The following is a 19,176-nucleotide window of genomic DNA, read 5'->3' as shown; positions in this document are numbered from 1 at the left end:
TGTTAAACTCCAATTCAGAATAGGGTGAGTGGTCAAAAAGTGATAATAAAAATTCGGTGAGAGATATGACAAAATCGGCGTGTGGAATATTTTATATTCATTTTTATCTTTTCTACTTTATAGTTAACCTTATGTTTTTTGTATTTAAGCCTAAATTCTAAAAAACACACACAAACATATAATTCATTGATAAATATAAATTAAAACCCGAAAGGCACTTTCTGATAATGCAAGTTAAATAAGTGACTAGAAACTAGGTGTAATAGATATGGTAAAAGAACGACGATGAGCAATGGTAAAATTCTCGAAGTCTGCCTAAACGAAGGCGACTTAAAGCAACTTGCGAACAACGTTTTTACGTCTAGCAACTTAGGCGTAAAACGATTTGAGTTATGCAGTAATTTGCACCTAGGAGGCTTAACACCCGGTATTTCTGCAATTGAATGCGCATTGAAAAGCCTGACCAGAAATACCGAGCTATTAGTAATGATACGACCAGAAGCTGGCAATTTTACTGTAAGTACTGAGTGTCATAAATTAATGGAAAAACAGATAAAACTCGCAGCTAATGTAGGCGCACATGGGGTAGTATTTGGTGCAGTCAAACAAGGAAAACTTGATATAGAGGTAACTCGTTCTTTACTCGCCACTGCAAAACATTATGGGCTTATGGTTACCTTTCATCGTGCATTCGATAGCCTGACAAATCCGTTATGCGCACTTGAAAAACTAATTAGCTTAGGAGTTGACCGCATATTAACAGCAGGCACGCCGTGGCAAAGCGGCCAAAGTGCTGTTGATGGTCTAAATCAGCTCAACACATACTTAGCACACAGCGCTAATCAAATAGAAATTGTTATGGGTGGTGGCGTTACCCTAGAAAACGCGGAAGCTTTTTGGCAATTAATAAGAAACCATTCAGCAAATGCATCTGTACATGTACACTCTTGCGTGCATAACGCACAAGGTGCAATTAGCGCTGAGGCTATCAATAAGCTACTTTCAAAGGATTAAGCATGGCAAGCAAAGCAATTTATTTTTTAGGTATTGATGGCGGTGGCAGTAAATGTAAGGTGCGTTTAGAAAACGAAAATGGCACCCTACTTAGCGAAGCTATCAGTGGCTCAGCAAACGTGGCTACCAGCTATAAACAAAGTCAAAGTTCAATACTCCATGCTACAGAACTTGCTTTTCATGATGCTGGGCTTGCCTTAAGCGAGCTGAAAAATACCTATGTGCATGCCGGGCTTGCTGGTGCCAATATCGAATCTGCCTATCAATCTATGCTCATGTGGCAACATCCATTTGCCAACTTTACCCTGTCAACAGATATGCTGATTGCGTGTAAAGGCGCACACCAACACCATGATGGCGCGGTGATTATTCTTGGTACGGGCTTTTGTGCAGGCTACCAGCAGCAAAACCAATTTAACGAATTGGGTGGATATGGTTTATTACTGAGCGATGGTGCCAGTGGTGGTTGGTTAGGCTTACAACTTTGCCGTAAAGCATTTGAAGTACTTGATGGTGTTGCGAAAAGTTCAACGGCCATAGATACCCTACTCACCCAGCTTAACTGCCACTCCAGCCAAGCGTTAAGTCAGCTTTTAATATCGGCGCGCCCTGCTGAGCTCGCTAAATTTGCGCCCCTCGTTTTTAGCCATTCTGACGACGCTTTTTGTAAGCAATTAATCAATGAAGCTTGTGCATACATAGCCCGCTATATCTCATACTTTGAAAAGCAAGGCATTAAAAAAATTACCTTGATGGGCGGTATTGCCAGTGCCATTACCCCTTACTTAACTTATGCTAGTAAAGCGCGTTTAACCCCTGCCCTTGCCAGTGCTGAGCAAGGGGCTATTTTAATGGCGAGAGCGGCAATTTAATCACCGAGTTGTGAGCGCATTTGTGATGGAATTTCACCAAACAAACGCCGAAATTGTTTGCTGAAGTAACTTGGTTCGGAAAATCCGCATTGATAAGCAACTTGTGAAATGGGTAGCTGTGTTTCAATCAGTAGCTTGCGGGCATTTTCGAGACGGACTTCGTTGATAAACTGATTAGGAGTTTTTGCCAAATGCTTTTTAAAGCGACGTTCTAAGGCACTTACTGACAAATGTGCAAGCTCTGCCAATTCATCAATACTAATCTGACGATGATAGTGCTCGCGAATAAATTTTACTGGCTCTTCAATCGCACGAACATGAGAAAGCGCTTTTGAGGTTTTTTGTAAGTGCCGAGTCACCCCGTAGGTGCCAATCACATTGTCATCGTGATCTTTTAAAGCATGCTTTGATGTTGAAAACCAACCAAGCTCACCTTGTTGGGTTTGATTAAGTTCTAAACGGTCAGTCACTATGAAGCCTTCCATCACTCGCTTATCATCATTGACGTATTGAAACGCCAAGTGTTTTGGGGAAAAGTCAAAGTCTGTTTTTAACAATATTTGCTCAAGTGTTTTATAACCCTGATGCTCAATAAAATGTTGATTACAATGCAAGATTCTACTATCAGTGTCTTTTACCCAAAAGAGAATATCTGGCAATAAGTCAAATGCAGCAATCAACTGATTTACACCAGCTTTTTTTATTATTTCTTGTATATCCATCGCTCAATTTTGTCTCTTTCCCGAATAATGCTATATATTTTAAACGCCGATTTTGTTGCATTGTCAACCGAATTTTTATTATCACTTATTGCTCAAGCTTTCCTATTATCAATAACATGAGATTAACAGTAGCTAACGCTATTTAAATTAGGAGCGCTTAAGATGAGCAAAGCTAAGATCCGCATGGCGATGGTTGGCGGTGGCGAAGGTGCTTTCATTGGCGCTATTCATCGTATTGCAGCACGATTAGACGGGATGATAGAGCTTGTTGCAGGCGCATTTAGTTCAGATGCTAATAAGTGTAAAGCAACTGGCGAGTTACTAGGGCTAGATAACAGTCGTTGCTACGACAGTTACCAAAGCTTATTTACCGAAGAAGCAAAATTACCCGCTGATGAGCGTATCGACTTTGTAGCTATTGTAACACCCAACCATTTACATTTTCCCGTCGCCAAAATGGCACTTGAACATGGTTTTCATGTGTTATCAGACAAACCGGCAACGCTAACACTTGCAGAAGCAGAGCAATTACAAGCCATCATTGCAAAGCAGCACGTTTTGTACGGTTTAACCCACACTTACACGGGTTACCCTATGGTAAAAGAAGCCAAACATCGCGTTAAATCCGGTGAGCTTGGCACGATTCGCAAGGTGATTGTTGAGTACACCCAAGGCTGGTTATCTCATAGTGAAGACGAAGCATCAAAACAAGCAAGTTGGCGCTTAGATACCAGTAAGTCAGGCATTAGCTGCTGTATGGGCGATATTGGCGTGCATGCAGCTAACTTAGCCGAATATGTATCTGACCTTGAAATTACAGAGCTTTGTGCTGATTTAGATCATGTCGTTGATGGTCGAGTTCTCGATGATGATGGCACCGTGCTACTTAGATTCAATAATGGTTGTAAAGGCGTTTTACTAGCAAGCCAAATCGCTATTGGCGATGAAAACAACTTACGGCTACGTATTTACGGCGACAAGGCAAGCCTTGAATGGTCACAGCTTGAGCCTAATAGTTTATGGCTGCGTGGTCACAACCAACCCTCTATTTTACTGCGAGCGGGTGTGGGTGAATTACACCCTGACACACAAAACGCACTGCGAGCCCCTGCAGGTCACCCTGAAGGCTACCTAGAAGCATTTGCTAATATCTACAGCAATTTTGCAGCACAAATTCACGCATTTAAACAAGGCGACCATGCAACAAACTCAGCATTTGATGTGCCTGGCATCAATGAAGCTATACGTGGTATGGCATTTATTGAGCACGTAGTTGCTTCATCAAAGCAAGACATTAAGTGGCACAAATTACAGATTGGATAATAAAGAATGAATAAAATCAAAGGGCCAGCAATTTTTTTGGCGCAGTTTATTTCTAAAGAAGCCCCCTTTAACAGCCTTCGTGGCTTATGTAAGTGGGCAAGCGGTTTAGGTTACAAAGCGATTCAAGTACCTACCTCTAACCCTGAAATTTTCGATTTAGAAAAAGCCGCCCAAAGTCAGCAATACTGCGATGAAGTCACTGGTATTGCCACAGAGTATGGACTTACAATTTCAGAGTTATCAACCCATTTGCAAGGTCAGTTAATTGCTGTACACCCTGCGTACGATGAAATGTTCGATAACTTTGCCGCAGAGCATGTAAAAGGTAACCCTGCAGCACGTACAGAATGGGCAACAGAGCAACTGATGCTAGCTGCTAAAGCCAGTAAGAACCTGGGGTTAACAACTCATGCGACTTTTTCGGGTTCTTTTTTATGGCATACCTTTTACCCGTGGCCACAACGCCCACAAGGACTCGTTGAGCAAGGTTTTAATGAGCTTGCTAAGCGTTGGTTACCTATTTTAGATTGCTTTGACGAGCATGGTGTCGATGTCTGTTATGAATTACATCCGGGTGAAGACTTACATGATGGCGTGACATTTGAGCGCTTTTTAGCGGCTACTGATAATCATCCGCGCGTTAATATTCTTTATGATCCGAGCCACTTCGTATTGCAACAGCTCGACTATTTAGCGTTTATCGATATCTATCATTCGCGCATTAAAGCGTTTCATGTCAAAGATGCCGAGTTTATTGCGAATGGCCGCTCTGGGGTATATGGCGGTTTTCAAAACTGGCAGGACCGACCGGGTCGTTTTCGTTCTTTAGGAGATGGCCAAGTAGATTTTAAGCAAATCTTTAGCAAGTTAACTCAATATGGGTTTGATGGTTGGGCTGTACTTGAATGGGAGTGCTGCTTAAAGCACCCTGAAGATGGAGCAAGAGAAGGTGCTGAGTTTATTAAAGCTCACTTAATAAACCCAACAGACAAAGCCTTTGACGATTTTGCCAGTGGCGCAACAAACACCGAGCGTAATAATCGAATTTTAGGTTTATAAAACCGACAACAATAGAACACACAGGACACACAATATGGACAACAATAATTATAACCGCATAGTCTTTCGGCTTTGCTGTATAGCACTGATTGTGACCTCTATGACCTTTGCCATCCGTGCTGGTATTTTAGGTCAACTTGGCAGTGAATTTGGTTTAACAGACACCGAACTTGGTTGGGTGAATGCCATGGCATTTTTGGGCTTTCCGGTTGCGACTATGGTCGGCGGTATTATTTATAATGCCATTGGCGCTAAGAAATTAGTCGCTTTAGCGTTTATCTGTCATTTACTTGGTCTGGTTTTGACTATAACTGCCGATGGCTTTTGGGGCTTGTTAGTTTCTACCTTTTTGATTGGTTTTGCTAACGGTTCTGTTGAAGCGGGCTGTAATCCGCTGATTGCAGAAATGTATCCTAAAAATACCACTACCATGCTAAACCGTTTTCATGTTTGGTTCCCAGGTGGCATTGTGATTGGCGCACTTGCTTCTAACTTTATGTCGGGAGCGGGCCTAAATTGGCAGTGGCAAGTAGCATTAATTTTAGTTCCAACCGTTATTTATGGCGCGATGCTAATTAAAGCTCAGTTTCCTAGCTTTGATACCCGTGCTCACTCGACCACCAGCAATATTCGCCACTTATTCACGCCGTTATACATCTTTTTAATTGCCTGTATGACGTTCACTGCAACCACTGAGTTTGGAACGCAACAATGGATTGAGCGAATTTTAGGTTCTTCTGGGGCTTCTCCTATGGTGGTATTAGCTTTAATCACCGGCTTAATGGCAGTTGGTCGCTTCTTTGCGGGTCCAATTGTTCATAAGCTTAATCCTACTGGTGTGTTACTTGGTTCTGCCATTTGTGCAAGCTTAGGGATCTTTATGATGAGTCAAGCCGAGGGCAGCATGATTTATCTGGCAGCGATGCTATTTGCACTTGGCGTTACCTACTTTTGGCCAACCATGCTTGGCTGCGTTGCTGAATACATTCCCAAATCTGGCGCATTGGGTATGTCGTTAATGGGCGGTGCAGGCATGTTTGCTATGAGCATCTGGAACCCAGTAATTGGTAGTTGGATAGACACTGCCCGCTCATCGGCAGAGGCAAGTGGTGCAAGTGCTGAACAAATTGAAATTTTAGCCGGACAGGCTGTATTACAAAACCTACTGATCTTCCCAATTATTTTAATCGTCGCATTCATTGGGTTGCATTTAGTAGTTAATAACAACAAACGCACCGAAAAATGTGCGTCTTAAGCAAGTAAATCGTCGAGGAACACTATGTTTAAATCTCTTAAAGCACTGACTTTAATGCTTACCGTTAGTAGCTGTGCACTCGCTAATGCGGCTGACAATCAGCTTACACAACAAGAAAAGCAAGCTGGCTGGCAGTTATTGTTTGATGGCAAAGATATGTCGCAGTGGCGCAATTTTAAAAGCGAATCTTTAAATCCTGCGTGGGTTGTTGAAGATGGCGCGATGACATTGACCAAAGGTGGCGGTGATGTGCTTACCAAAAAGCAGTACCAAAATTTTGAATTACTGATTGATTGGAAAATCTCTACCAAGGGTAATAGTGGTATTTTCGTACTGGCTGATGAAACTGGGCAGATGATTTACTCACATGCTCCTGAAATTCAAATTATCGATAACGAAGAACACCCAGATACTGAAATTGATTCGCACTTAGCGGGTTCAATTTACGATTTATTTGCAGCGCCAACTGCGGCACACAAACCTGCAAATAGCTGGAACCATGTACGCATTAAGATGCAAGACAACCACTTACAAGTTTGGCAAAACGGTATCAGCACCACCAGCATTGTGATTGGTAGTACAACCTGGAATACCCTTGTTAAAGGCAGTAAGTTTGCAACCTGGAAAAACTTTGCAACAGCATCGCAAGGTCATATTGGGCTTCAAGACCACGGTGACAAAGTGTGGTTTAAAAATATAAAAATTAAGGAGCTATAAGATGTCTGATTTTAAACATAAGGTATTAGTAGTTGGCTCTGGTGCTGGCGGTGCCATGGCTGCTTACACGCTGACCAAACTTGGCCACAAAGTCTTATTACTTGAAGCCGGTCGTAATTATGACCCGAAAACAGAAAGCCCGATGTTTCGCCGTAACAACGAAGCCCCACTTATGGGGGCTGGTAATAAAGACAAAAACTTTGGCTTTTACGATGCAACCGTTGATGGCGGCTGGCAAGTGCCTGACGAACCTTATACTAGCGCTAAAGGCAGTGACTTTTACTGGTGGCGTGCACGTATGCTAGGTGGTCGAACTAACCACTGGGGCCGCTATTCATTACGCTTTAGTGAGCACGATTTTAAAGGTAAAAGCCGTGATGGTCACGGTGCTGATTGGCCTTTTGAATACGCTGATTTAGCACCTTGGTACGATAAAACAGAAGAGCTTGTTGGTGTGTGTGGTACCAATACTGGCCATGAAGATATGCCAGATTCATCGCCAGGTATTTTACAGCCACCACCGAAGCCGCGTGTTCCTGAGCTTTTAATTGCCGCCTCTGCAAAGAAAATGGGCATTCAAGCAGTGCCTATGCACCGCGCGGTACTAACCCGCCCGAAAGATGACCGCATGGCCTGTTTTTATGCAACACCTTGTGGTTCTGGTTGCTCGATTGGCGCCGCTTTCCAAACCACAACATCGCTTCTACCTATGGCAAAAGCTACGGGTAACTTAAAAGTAATTACCGATGCCATGGTTAAATCAGTCAAGGTTGATGAGCAAGGTAAAGTAACTGGCGTAACCTATGTTGATAAACATACGGTCACTGAGCATGCCATTGATGCAGATGTGGTTATCTTAGCAGCCAGTGCCTGTGAATCAGCGCGTATCTTATTAAACTCAAAAAATAAAAAGCACCCTAAAGGCCTTGCTAATTCAAGTGGCCAAGTAGGTCGAAACTTAATGGATTCGACAGGTGCATGGTTAGGTGCACAAATTCCTGCACTTAAAGGCCGTCCACGTTATAACGAAGATGGCCATACCGCTAATCACTTATTTATTCCTTGGTGGGGTCATCAAGCACAAGCTAACAATGAGCTAGACTTTCCACGAGGTTATCACTTTGAAATTGGCGGTGGCTTTAGACAACCAGGCTCGGGTGTATCGGGTGATAAACAAGGCTATGGTCCTGCCCTCAAACAACAAATTCGTGATGCATATGGCTCTTACGTTGGCTTTGCTCTGCGTGGCGAGATGTTACCGAACAAAGATACCTATATGGAAATTGACGAAAAGGTTAAAGACAAATGGGGTATTCCGGTATCAAAGTTCCACTTTAAGTGGTCTGACAGAGAGTTAAAGCAAATTGAACATGGTTTAAAAACTGCGAAGCAAATTTTAGAAAACATGGGTGCGACCGTTGGCGATCTCCCTCCTGCTGAAAAAGCAATTTCAAAAGGCGGCGAAATCATCCACGAAGTGGGAACCACACGAATGGGTAGCTCAAAGAAAGATTCGGTCACCAATCAATGGGGACAAACGTGGGATTGTAATAACCTATTTGTAATGGATGCCGGTGTATTTGCTTCAAATCCTCATAAAAACTGTACGCTCACCATCATGACGCTGGCAATGCGTAATTCAACTTGGCTTGCTCAACAACTTGATAACGGGGTACTTTAATTATGCATCATCGTAACGAACACGACTCATATAACTATGTTTCTAACATGAGCCGCCGTGAGTCTTTAAAATGGCTTGGCTTATTAGCTGCAGGCTCGGCAGTGGGTTTAACCGCTGGTTGCACAAAAGCACTTGAAGATGACGGTGCTGTCTCTGCAAAAGAGCATTGGCCTGATTTAGATATTAAGCCTGTCACCGCGAAAGGCTATGGCCAAGATCCTAATTTGGTGATGCCACCAGAATCACCTTGGCCACTGACCTTAACGGCTGACGAACTTACGTTAGTAGCGCTATTATCTGATTACATTGTACCGCGCGAAGGTGATATTCCTTCAGCCAGTGAGCTACAAGTACCGGCAGTTATTAATGAATGGGTTAGCGCACCTTATGAAGGCCAACAACGCGATAGAATTAAAATTTTAAATTCATTAGCGTGGCTTAACGATGAAGCACAGCTTCGTTTTAAAAAGCAATTTGTTGCGCTGAACGAAAAGCAACATCGTGCGATTCTAGACGATATTGCGTTTTTAAACGAGCAAACACCGGCGCAGTTTAAGCGTATTGGTAAAGCCTTTTTACGCTTTAAAGAGTTAGTGCTCGCAGCCTTTTTCTGTACACCTGAAGGCTGTAAAGACATAGGTTACCTCGGCAATGTACCAATTGCGGGTGATTATCCTGGCCCTTCTGATGAAGCAAAAGCTCATTTAGATCAGGTCTTAGCAGAGCTTGGTCTGAGCGAGTACGCCTATACCGATTAACTTTCCCCCTTGTGTTATTTTTAACACAGTGCAGGGGGTCACTCCCCTGCTTTTTTTAGGATTTAAGTATGTTTAAAACCCGCATTTTATTGCTCATTCTTAGCCTTGTATTTAGTGGTCAATTATTTGCAAAACTGCCAGTAAGTGTTCAGCTATGGTCAGTCAAAGACACCTTAAAAAATGACTTCCATGGTACGCTTAAGTCTCTTGCCAAAATGGGGTTTGACGGCGTTGAATTTGCCGGAGATTTTGGCCCTTACTCAAATAACCCAGCAGCCTTAAAAGCAAAGCTCACTGAATTAGGCTTAGTTGCCAGTAGTGCCCACATCGGCTTTGATGCACTCAGCGAAAGCACTATTGATAGCACCCTACTGTTTTACAAAACCCTTGGCGTTACCACACTTTATGTACCGTGGGATGAGCGAGCATGGCACCCAGAAGGAGTTAAATCTCTGGTTAAAGAGCTCACTAAAGTCAGTGATTATGCAATCCGTTTTGATATGAAGATCGGTTTTCACAATCATAATAAAGAGTTTAATGCATTCAATAACGCAACATTTTGGGATTATATTGCCAGTCATACCCCCAAAACCATGCCACTGCAGCTAGATATCGGCTGGGTTAATTACGCAGCTAAAGATCCAATTTACTTCATTAAAAAGTACCCTAACCGCACTCTCGCTACGCACATCAAAGTACGTACGATTGAGGGTAGCAACATGAGCCCGATTATCGGCGAAAACAACATTGATTGGCCTGCCATCATCGACACTTTAGAATCCCACGGCAACACCAAGTGGTTAGTACTTGAGCAAGAAGAATACCCACGTGGATTAACGCCGCTACAAAGCGTTGCTAAATCAAAACAAAACTTAGATAAGATTTTACTTGGTTTGTAATGTTATTGTAGAAATGAGCTCGCTTTAAACAAGTGAGCTCATGACTGAGATTTAGATTGGATGAGTAAGAAAAGCATTACCTTGTTTTTGGACAGAAGCGTTTGTTAGGGCTGCGGTTGGAGCGACTGCTTTTCTTTCAAGTAAAGATACAGTGGCAACCCAAACGATACACCAACTGACAAAGTTCCCAACACTGCAAAATATCGATACTTCACTTTATGTCTTTTGCCATCCACCACGATAAAACCTAATAGAGCAATCGCCGCAACCAAGACATCAAGCCAAGCAAAAATACTAATTGGGGTTGCCACCGCTTCACTGAACAAAAGACCAATATCTAAGCCATTGCTAACTAGCCAAGGAACAAACGCCCCGTATGGTAGCAATATTCCCAACAAAGTAAGAACCAGATAGAACCTTATCATTTCGCCACCCTTGCAAATTTTTCGTAGTAAGCCCTAACGCCTTGTTAAGGTGTGATGCACGCTATACCAATGCTTCCGCATACTACCTTAACCACTAAAACCAACGCATAGTAAAAATGCCACGCGTGCCGAATCACTCTTGAACAATTTGTTAGCCAACTTCTACCGCAGAGGTAATTAACCCGTAGCCCTCTATGTCCTCGTTATTTCCCATTGCATACCACAGCTCATCGAGAGTTGAGTTTGCATGCTTAAGAAATTCAATCGTCAAGAGTTCATCATAAGGTCGCTTAAACACTGCAAATTCGTCCTCACTGTCACCCAGATCGTATTCATACCTGTCGGGCTTTGCATGTGCCAAACTATTTCTTGCTTCTTGAAGTGCATCAAGGACTTCATATAACCCTTCGATATGCTCGACATTTAAAATCGAGAAAACTTTTTTTCGTTTCCAATGATACGGTTTCTTTTCCTTGAAACTTTCTCGGAGTAAGCCAAAACCCGCCATATTTATTAACGCCTCAGCCAGAAATGCATGTGAGATTAAACATGCTTGCATATCCATACTGATACCATTGGAATGACCAGAACTACTTTTCGTCTCAATGCAATCAAGTTGATATTGAGCTAAATTCGCCAGGTCTGAATGTGGGTTGTATCTAACTTGAAACTTCAAATTACCTCCAGTTGGCTAACGCCGCCAGCACGCGCGGCTTTGCAGTGAAGGCTGAGCCGCAACGGAAAAGCCGTCGCCGTGCCTGGCCTTATTAGGGCTGCCAGACGATATCGAGTGATCCATCTACGAAGCCCACCCCTATCCCTCGAGTTGATTTAAGCACAGAGGACAATCGATGTTCCGATAGCAGTAACTGCAAGAGAAGCTCCTTTAATCGATCCTGACATTTTGCCCAATCAGTTCCGGAAAACTCGATAGGAATAAATAACTGCCTTTCCTGCGGCTCCCATACTTCCTCACAAGCCCAATCTTCATCCTCTGGGTCGAACTCTGAGGTACCGACAACTTCCACTCCGAATTTGACTCCATCCCGTAGAGCCGGCTCGTACAAATTAAACGAGAAAGCGACCACACCTTCTGGTACTTTCTCTGGCAGCGCATCCACAAGCCACTCTTGGAATTCTTGTTCGAAGCTCATAGGTCCTTCGCCCTAACAATTTTATCGTGCGCGCTTCGCGCATCTTTCTGCCGATGTCACGCTCATGTATTAATAAATCTATTCTTAACAAATAACATAATGTATTGCCAACTATAATTTTTTATTGAAGCTAAAGAGATTCAGTAAAAAGAAAGTGCGCTCGTCACTCATTTTCTTGAATATGGGAGCACAAAACTGAACGGTATATTAAAACAGTCATTTGTATTGGTGATGACATAAAGTTAGTGGAATATCAGTTTTATGGAGTAGAGCCAATAKYATTARATGAATAASACTGTAYCTGATMGCTCAAAGACACCCTTAGAGTATTTGCGTTAACGCGAAATGGGCAAAGACTTGTTTGATAATGACTTGCACACTTATCCATGACTCCAAATAGGTTACCTCAATTAATCTATTTAGAGTTATGGGTTAAAAATACACAAAAAATCATCTATCGCCGTAAGGCGGTTAACTAATTAGCCAGCTCATTTTGGGGGTGGCATCGTATTTGCCATACACAATTACAGATATAAAAGTGACTCCATAGTTGTTATTCACACTTTACAATGATTTCATGACCATACGAATTATCGATTGAACACAACCAAACACCCTCTGAGCTTTTGGTAAAAACATATGTCGCTTTTCGGATTACTTCTGGGTAATTAGGTGCTGACACAACTGTATTTGCTAAAACTAAAGCAGTATCTTCGGTTTCAAGAACTTCTAAACCTTGTTGTTTTACTTGCAACCCATTTTTGAAATATACAGAAATTGCTTCAAAAGCCTTACGTATAGCAGCTTTACCCTTTGCATTTTTACCAGGCTCAATAACTAAAATGGCGTCATCTGTATAGATATTAAGAAGTGTATCGAAGTCTTCGGCAACAATTGCATTATCGGCTTTTCTGATTTGTTCAACTATCGGATGAGCCATGATTTCTCCAAAATTAATAATGTAACAGTTGAGTGTGATATTTATTGAAATATCATAATTTACCATTAAAAAACATAGGTCAATGACTGTTTACGTAAAAAATTATCAATGCAAACTCTGACTTGAAATTGGACAATTATGCGTTAGTGCCGAAAGAGCGCTCTGTGTTAATAGCGGACCATCATTTATTTACAGTAAAGACCATGCTTTTTTAAAGTATTCACCCTTACATACGCTTTAAAGAGCTAATCTCCTAGTGATAGTAGGCAAGATAAAGGATGACTACTCTATTGTACTGTCTGGCTCCATGAAGTCTTCTAAAAACCAAGCTGAAAACTCATGTCGACCCTCTACATCCGCTTTGACATATATACTAGAAGCCTGCTGACGAACTGTTTTTTCTTTAGTATCTCTTACACCACTAATTTCTCTAAAACTCAATCCCTTCAGCATCAACATAGCAACTTCTTGTTCACTTTTTGTCAGTCCCCACTGATTAAACTGTTCATTTATGACTTCACTGTATTTTATACGAGCGAGCTTCATTTCTTCCGAAATATTTTTTAGTTGAATGCCCGATTTATCTAATTCACTTTTCAACTGATTAATACGCTTTGTGCGGTTTGAAATATCTCGAACCAAAAAAACAAAACCAATCGCTGAAGCTAAAACAATCAAACTTTCTTCGACAATATGCCAAGTCGGAACACCTAAAGAAATATCAGTAATTACATCAAAAAAATTGAGTACCATTATTATAGCTAGAAGCACTGCTATCGCTTTATCTTTCATCTAAAAATCAACCAGTTAAAAAGTTTATGGGACATTTGTCTTATGAATTTACAACACATGCCTGACGTAAAAACTACACATTATTTGTAGGATAAGTTCACTTAAAAACAAAACAAGGCAACTATCGCGGTTAGCCTAACAAGAGTCAGTAACAAATGATAGCAACCTCATATCGATTATTCTCATTAATAGCGTCAATGTTTTTAACCGTTTTAAGCATGCAAACTCAAGCTGAACAAGTCACCAATTCAGTGATCGCCATTTCACAATTGGGAAGCTTTAAACATCAGTTCAAAACCGTACATCAGGTTGACAGTATGGAGATAGAGCAAGTGCTTGGAGAGGTATCCTTTAAACCTAAATCCAGTTTCAAAGTACAACTGCCTTTTACACCGCAACAAATATCTTTTTTATACAATCCGGGTGTTAAGGTAAGTAAAGGACAAAAAGTAGCTAGAATAGAAGGGCCAGAAGTACATCACTTCTTAGAAGAAATAGATGCCAGTAAATCAATATTTTTAAAAAGTAAGAAGCATCTTGAGTCTGTTAAAAATTATGCAAATTCGAAAACGATAAAAAGTGCTGAATGGTTAGACATCAACAAAACCTATCTTCAAGCAAAGTTAAGTTTTGAACACTTAAGCCATGCACTACAACAATTAGCCATCGATAAAAACGGCGATATTTTTATAATCAGTCCTTCTAATGGTCAACTTAAGTATACGAACGAACAATCACCATACCTTTTTGAAATAATTCCTTCACATAATGTTTTTGTAAAATCTTCGCTATTAGCAAGCACTGCAAAAAATGTTAACTCATTTAAAACTGAAGATAATTGCATACTAAAAGTAGAAAATGTTGACGAAACAATCAGCCGTTATAAGCAAACAGTCTGGAGTAGTTTCGACTCATCGTGTGAGCTTAAACTCGGGCAACAACTGTTACTAACACCTATCGTTTTAATTGAAGGTATTAAAGTCCCTCACCAGTCATTATTCGAACTCAATAACAAAAGCTATGTTGCAGTAAAACGAGGACAAGAAATAAACTTAGTTAAGGTCATTATTATTGGCAATGAGAATGATAGCTACATTGTTCAATCTGACAATCTAACACCTCAAGCCGAAGTACTTAGCTCCTTCGTTAGCATTGCCCAAGGTCTATTTCTCGGGCTGGGAGGATAAACGATGATAAGTGCGGTAATCAGGTTTTCTCTTATTCAACGAATTTTTATTACTATTTTGACTTTGCTCGTAACTGCTGCAGGAGTCAACGCTTGGTTTAATTTGCCAATTGATGCTTTTCCCGACATTTCTCCTACCCAAGTAAAAATTGTCTTAAAAGCACCGGGAATGACAACTTCGGAAATAGAAACTCAAATTACACGTATTGTCGAAACAGAGTTACTTGGTATTCCATCCCAAAAGATTCTTCGTTCAACTACAAAATATTCTATTACTGATATTACACTTGATTTTGAAGAAGGCACTGATATTTATTGGGCGAGACAACAAGTAAATGAAAGGCTGATGAATATTTGGGCTGAACTCCCAGAGGGTATTTCTGGTGGTCTTGCTCCTATGAGTACGCCTCTAAGTGAAATTTTTATGTTTACAGTTGATAATCCAAACTTAAGCCTTCAACAGCGACGTGATATTTTGGACTGGCAGATCAGACCGATTCTTCGAACAGTTGAAGGCGTCGCAGATGTAAACAGTTTAGGCGGCTATGTAAAAACATATGAAATAACACCAACTACTTTGAAAATGAAATCACTAGACGTTTCTTTTAGTGATATTGAACAAGCCGTAATAGCTAACAATTTAAATGGAGGACTTGGCCGAATAAACAAAGGTAACGACAATTTCGTTGTTCGAACACAAGGACAATTTGAAAAAATTGATGATATACGTCAGTTAGTTATAAAAAACAACCAACAAGGAATAATCAGGTTAGCCGATGTTGCAGCAATCAACGAAGGAAGTTTAATACGTTATGGTGCAGTGACACATAATGGTGAAGAGGCCGTACAAGGCTTAGTTATTGCGCTAAAAAACAGTAATACCGACCAAGTAGTAAGTTCAGTTAAAGAAAAACTTTTAGAACTAGAGCGCTCACTACCTAATGGCACTACTATCAATGTCTTTTATGACAGATCTAATTTGATTAGTACTGCTATTGAAACCATCACAAATGCATTAGTTCAAGCTGTAGTGCTCGTTATCATATTGCTAGCCTTATTTCTTGGCAACTTTAGAGCGGCACTAATTGTCTCTATATCCTTGCCGGTGGCAGCTCTTGCCACTTTTATATTAATGAGCCATTTTTCCATATCAGCAAATTTAATGAGTTTAGGAGGCTTAGTTATTGCTATTGGTATGCTTGTTGATTCATCTGTTGTCGTTGTTGAAAATACTGTAAATAGGCTTTCAGAAAACAGCAAACTTCCTAAGCTGCATGTTATTTATAGAGCATGTAAAGAAGTTTCTGTGCCAACTGTATCAGGAACATTAATTGTCGTTATTGTTTTTTCCCCTCTATTAACTCTTTCAGGGTTAGAAGGGAAGCTGTTTACGCCTGTTGCATTGACGATTGTTTTTGCGATGTTATCTGCGCTAGTTTTAGCGTTTACTTGCATCCCGGTGCTAGCTTCAATGATACTGAAATCAAATGAAGCGAGTGAGCCTAGCTTCATCAAATCATTACAAATACAGTACAAAAAGTCGCTATTAAGCGTTATTAATTCACCTAAATCAGCATCATCGATAGCTTTTTTGGTGTTGATCACAAGCATTTTTGCCTTTGTAAGTTTGGGGAAAAGTTTTATGCCTACGTTGGATGAAGGAGACATCATTGTTCAACTAGAAAAGTCGCCATCTATTACCCTGCAATCCTCTTTAAATATTGATACCCAAGTAGAGAAAGCACTACTAAAACAAGTACCTGAAATACTTCAAATTGTAGCCAGAACTGGATCAGATGAGCTTGGCCTAGATCCTATGAGCCTAAATGAAACGGATATATTCATGGAGTTGAAGCCTCAAAATGAGTGGCGCTTTGATACCAAGCAACAGCTAATCGAAGATATACGCAACGTATTATCAAATTACCCCGGTATGAACACGAATTTTACTCAACCTATTCAAATGCGGGTAACTGAAATGCTAACTGGCACTACAGGCGATGTATCAATAAAAGTTTTTGGGGATAAAGTCCAAGAATTAGCAAATATCGCTGAAAAAATGAAAGTGTTAGTAAGCCAAGTATCTGGTAGTCAAGACATACAAACAGCATTGATAGAGGGTGGAAAATACATTCGCATTTCATTAAAACCTGAAATAGCTCATCAATTTGGTTTAACCACTAAAGCATTAACTGATTTTCTAAAGCCACAACTTGAAGGCTCACAAATATCTAAACTAGTTACCGTTAATAAATTTACGCCTATTGTTTTCGGTGCTTCGTCGAAGCACAAAGCAAGTCAGATTGGCTCAATAAATGATTTGAAACAAGTATCTGTTTTAATGCCTGATAATACCATTTTACCTCTAGAGAGCGTCGCTGACATTAAGGTAGAACAAGAACCTTTACTGATCGAAAGAGAACGAGGTAAACGTTTTGTCTCAATTACAACCAATGTTGAAAACAGAGATGTGGTAAGTTTTGTTGAAGACTTACAAGCTAAAGTTCACTCTGAGTTGTCGCTTCCTAGCGGCTATTACGTAACTTTTGGTGGTGAGTTCGAAAATCAGCAACGAGCAATGAAGAACTTAATAATCGTTGTTCCTTTAGCTTTAATCTTAATTTTTGTGATTTTATTTACAACTTTTCGCTCTGTATCCTTAGCAAGTTTGATTCTTTGTAACATCCCATTCGCCTTAATGGGAGGGGTTTTTGCGTTACTAATATCTGAACAATATTTATCAATTCCTGCATCAGTTGGCTTTATTGCATTACTTGGTGTTGCAGTGCTCAATGGTATCGTTATGGTTAGTTATTTCGAACAGAGCAAAACCACTATATCTAATATCACTGAACGTGTAGTAGATGGCTCTCGAAGAAGGCTGCGTCCAGTACTTATGACCGCGACCACAGCAATGTTTGGCCTAATGCCTTTAGCGTTTGCTTCAGGTCCGGGAGCTGAGATACAAAAACCGCTTGCTATAGTTGTTATAGGAGGCTTACTGACTTCAACGGCAACAACACTCTATTTATTACCAATCTGGTATCGTTTATTGGAGCAGCGCAATGTTTAGTTCATCATTAGTTTTTACCTTCATAGTCCCTAAGAAGCACAAGGATGATGTTATCGACCAATTAATGCTGAGTGATATAGCATCCGGCTTCAACATTTTCCCGATCATGGGCTACAGCAAGAAACATAGTGCTTTTAGCTTAGAGGAACAAGTAAGAGGCTACAAAGATATGCTGAAGTTTGAAGTAGTTATTGAGCAATGTGAATTAGAAAAGCTTAAAGAAGAACTAAAGTTACTATTCACAACCATAAAAATTAGGTATTGGACAACAACTATCACCGAAACAGGCCATTTATAAGTTACGCAATCTCTGGAAAAGGAGAAATGTTATGAACAAAACTAGAACACTTACTTATGTATGGCCTAAAAGCATCAGGCTTTTGCACTGGATAAACGTCATCACAATTAGCTTACTAATTGTGATCGGCTTAATCATCTTTAATGGAAAAACACTTGGTGTAACGGTGGACGCCAAAATAATGCTTAAAACCATACATGTTACTATCGGTTACATTTTTGCCATAAACCTTATCATTCGGCTGGTTATGGGTTTTATTGGTTCGTCGAATGACATGTGGTCACAAACTCTGCCATTTATGAAAGGGTATAAGAAGGAACTAACTAAATTCAGACGTTCTCCCAAACAAGTATACAAAGGCCATAATCCAATAGGAAAGCTCATGGTATTAGCTTTGCTGATAGCAATGACAATTCAAATGGCAACGGGCTTAATACTGGCAGGGACTGATATTTACTACCCACCGTTAGGACAGCACTTTGCTAAAAGCATTGCGGTTGACGAGACTCAACTTGACGTAATCGAGCCTTATTCAAAAGTTAATGTTGACGATGAACGTTATAAGCAGCTTAGAGAGTTTCGCTCCCCCATCATCACTGCTCATGTATACGCATTTTATGCCCTAGTAATACTTATACCATTGCATATACTAGGTGTTATCGTTGCTGAACGAAGAGAAAAGTCAGGACTGGTTTCAGCAATGATCAATGGTTATAAATTTCTACCCGAAAAATCGAATAATCACAAAACTTAATTTAAATCTATTAGTTTATTAAGGCTATAAATACAAAAGGCAAACTGAGGTATTCCTTTTTGGAATTAAAATCTTTGGGTGATTGCTTACTAGTGAGAATTGGCAATTAATGCTAGATAAGTTATGCCGAATGGCAGCTAGTCGCTCAAGGCAGATCTTCCGACATATATCACTATAGACTTTGGTTTATTCGACTACTTGCTTTTCCTGACAACCAGACGCCTTTTATTTAGACTTAGAGAATAACAATTAAT

General features: G+C 40.5%; 19 protein-coding genes. 13 read left to right on the top strand and 6 right to left on the bottom strand.

The genetic code is table 11. The features are described 5' to 3' along the window. Positions 1–285 precede the first annotated feature (285 nt). Together L1D46_RS11410 and L1D46_RS11405 are read left to right on the top strand one after the other, a co-directional pair. Positions 286–1,014, top strand: coding sequence for a copper homeostasis protein CutC (locus L1D46_RS11410; RefSeq protein WP_130052578.1), 729 nt, complete (start codon positions 286–288; stop codon positions 1,012–1,014). A gap of 2 nt (positions 1,015–1,016) precedes the next feature. Further along, complete coding sequence (locus tag L1D46_RS11405) at positions 1,017–1,886, top strand: BadF/BadG/BcrA/BcrD ATPase family protein (RefSeq protein WP_130052579.1); 870 nt, start codon at positions 1,017–1,019, stop codon at positions 1,884–1,886. Here L1D46_RS11405 and L1D46_RS11400 read toward each other — a convergent pair. Beyond that, positions 1,883–2,608 (bottom strand): AraC family transcriptional regulator, encoded by a 726-nt coding sequence (locus tag L1D46_RS11400; protein ID WP_130052580.1) that lies wholly within the window; start codon positions 2,606–2,608, stop codon positions 1,883–1,885. The genes L1D46_RS11405 and L1D46_RS11400 overlap by 4 nt on opposite strands. 162 nt (positions 2,609–2,770) lie before the next feature. Between L1D46_RS11400 and L1D46_RS11395 the strand changes: the two genes are divergently transcribed. From L1D46_RS11395 to L1D46_RS11365, 7 genes are all read left to right on the top strand, one after another. Beyond that, positions 2,771–3,931 carry a Gfo/Idh/MocA family oxidoreductase gene (locus tag L1D46_RS11395; protein WP_130052581.1) on the top strand — a complete coding sequence of 387 codons (1,161 nt, stop codon included), beginning with the start codon at positions 2,771–2,773 and terminating at the stop codon, positions 3,929–3,931. A gap of 6 nt (positions 3,932–3,937) precedes the next feature. Then, complete coding sequence (locus tag L1D46_RS11390; protein WP_130052582.1) at positions 3,938–4,990, top strand: sugar phosphate isomerase/epimerase; 1,053 nt, start codon at positions 3,938–3,940, stop codon at positions 4,988–4,990. A 34-nt stretch (positions 4,991–5,024) separates the two neighbouring features. Further along, complete coding sequence (locus L1D46_RS11385) at positions 5,025–6,245, top strand: MFS transporter (protein WP_130052583.1); 1,221 nt, start codon at positions 5,025–5,027, stop codon at positions 6,243–6,245. A 24-nt stretch (positions 6,246–6,269) separates the two neighbouring features. Then, entirely contained in the window at positions 6,270–6,962 is a 693-nt protein-coding gene (locus tag L1D46_RS11380; protein WP_130052584.1) for a DUF1080 domain-containing protein, read from the top strand. 1 nt (position 6,963) lies between these two features. After that, the gene (locus L1D46_RS11375) at positions 6,964–8,643 is read left to right on the top strand and encodes a GMC family oxidoreductase (RefSeq protein ID WP_239977572.1); all 1,680 of its coding nucleotides are present in this window, start codon (positions 6,964–6,966) and stop codon (positions 8,641–8,643) included. A 2-nt stretch (positions 8,644–8,645) separates the two neighbouring features. After that, positions 8,646–9,401: a gluconate 2-dehydrogenase subunit 3 family protein gene (locus L1D46_RS11370; RefSeq protein ID WP_130052586.1), complete on the top strand. Its 756-nt coding sequence runs from the start codon at positions 8,646–8,648 to the stop codon at positions 9,399–9,401. 68 nt (positions 9,402–9,469) lie between these two features. Next, positions 9,470–10,300: a sugar phosphate isomerase/epimerase gene (locus L1D46_RS11365; protein ID WP_130052587.1), complete on the top strand. Its 831-nt coding sequence runs from the start codon at positions 9,470–9,472 to the stop codon at positions 10,298–10,300. A gap of 104 nt (positions 10,301–10,404) precedes the next feature. Here the strand turns inward: L1D46_RS11365 and L1D46_RS11360 are convergent, their stop codons facing one another. The 5 genes from L1D46_RS11360 to L1D46_RS11335 all read right to left on the bottom strand — a co-directional run bounded on the left by L1D46_RS11360 (position 10,405) and on the right by L1D46_RS11335 (position 13,611). Further along, positions 10,405–10,725, bottom strand: coding sequence for a DUF2834 domain-containing protein (locus tag L1D46_RS11360; protein WP_130052588.1), 321 nt, complete (start codon positions 10,723–10,725; stop codon positions 10,405–10,407). Between the two features lie 151 nt (positions 10,726–10,876). Continuing rightward, on the bottom strand, positions 10,877–11,401 hold the full coding sequence (locus L1D46_RS11350) for a hypothetical protein (RefSeq protein ID WP_239977571.1): 525 nt from the start codon (positions 11,399–11,401) through the stop codon (positions 10,877–10,879). Between the two features lie 91 nt (positions 11,402–11,492). Beyond that, positions 11,493–11,879: a hypothetical protein gene (locus tag L1D46_RS11345; protein ID WP_130052590.1), complete on the bottom strand. Its 387-nt coding sequence runs from the start codon at positions 11,877–11,879 to the stop codon at positions 11,493–11,495. 553 nt (positions 11,880–12,432) lie between these two features. Beyond that, positions 12,433–12,819, bottom strand: coding sequence for an SgcJ/EcaC family oxidoreductase (locus L1D46_RS11340; RefSeq protein WP_175580347.1), 387 nt, complete (start codon positions 12,817–12,819; stop codon positions 12,433–12,435). Positions 12,820–13,101: 282 nt separating this feature from the next. After that, entirely contained in the window at positions 13,102–13,611 is a 510-nt protein-coding gene (locus L1D46_RS11335; RefSeq protein WP_130052591.1) for a LuxR C-terminal-related transcriptional regulator, read from the bottom strand. Between the two features lie 197 nt (positions 13,612–13,808). On the opposite strand from L1D46_RS11335, the gene L1D46_RS11330 reads away from it, so the two are divergent. From L1D46_RS11330 to L1D46_RS11315, 4 genes are read left to right on the top strand one after another with little or no spacing between them, the layout of a single operon-like run. Next, a complete protein-coding gene (locus tag L1D46_RS11330; RefSeq protein ID WP_130052592.1) occupies positions 13,809–14,798 on the top strand; it encodes a hypothetical protein in 990 nt (329 codons plus the stop codon). Positions 14,799–14,801: 3 nt separating this feature from the next. Continuing rightward, on the top strand, positions 14,802–17,870 hold the full coding sequence (locus tag L1D46_RS11325) for a CusA/CzcA family heavy metal efflux RND transporter (RefSeq protein WP_130052593.1): 3,069 nt from the start codon (positions 14,802–14,804) through the stop codon (positions 17,868–17,870). Next, complete coding sequence (locus L1D46_RS11320) at positions 17,863–18,168, top strand: DUF3240 family protein (protein ID WP_055022338.1); 306 nt, start codon at positions 17,863–17,865, stop codon at positions 18,166–18,168. Before L1D46_RS11325 ends, L1D46_RS11320 begins: the two co-directional genes overlap by 8 nt. A gap of 31 nt (positions 18,169–18,199) precedes the next feature. Continuing rightward, positions 18,200–18,922 (top strand): cytochrome b/b6 domain-containing protein, encoded by a 723-nt coding sequence (locus L1D46_RS11315; RefSeq protein WP_239977570.1) that lies wholly within the window; start codon positions 18,200–18,202, stop codon positions 18,920–18,922. The last annotated feature ends 254 nt before the right edge of the window (positions 18,923–19,176 follow it).

The organism is Pseudoalteromonas sp. Isolate3 (assembly GCF_022398505.1).
Taxonomy (GTDB): Bacteria; Pseudomonadota; Gammaproteobacteria; order Enterobacterales; family Alteromonadaceae; genus Pseudoalteromonas; species Pseudoalteromonas apostichopi.
This window is presented reverse-complemented; position numbering and strand designations above follow the sequence as displayed.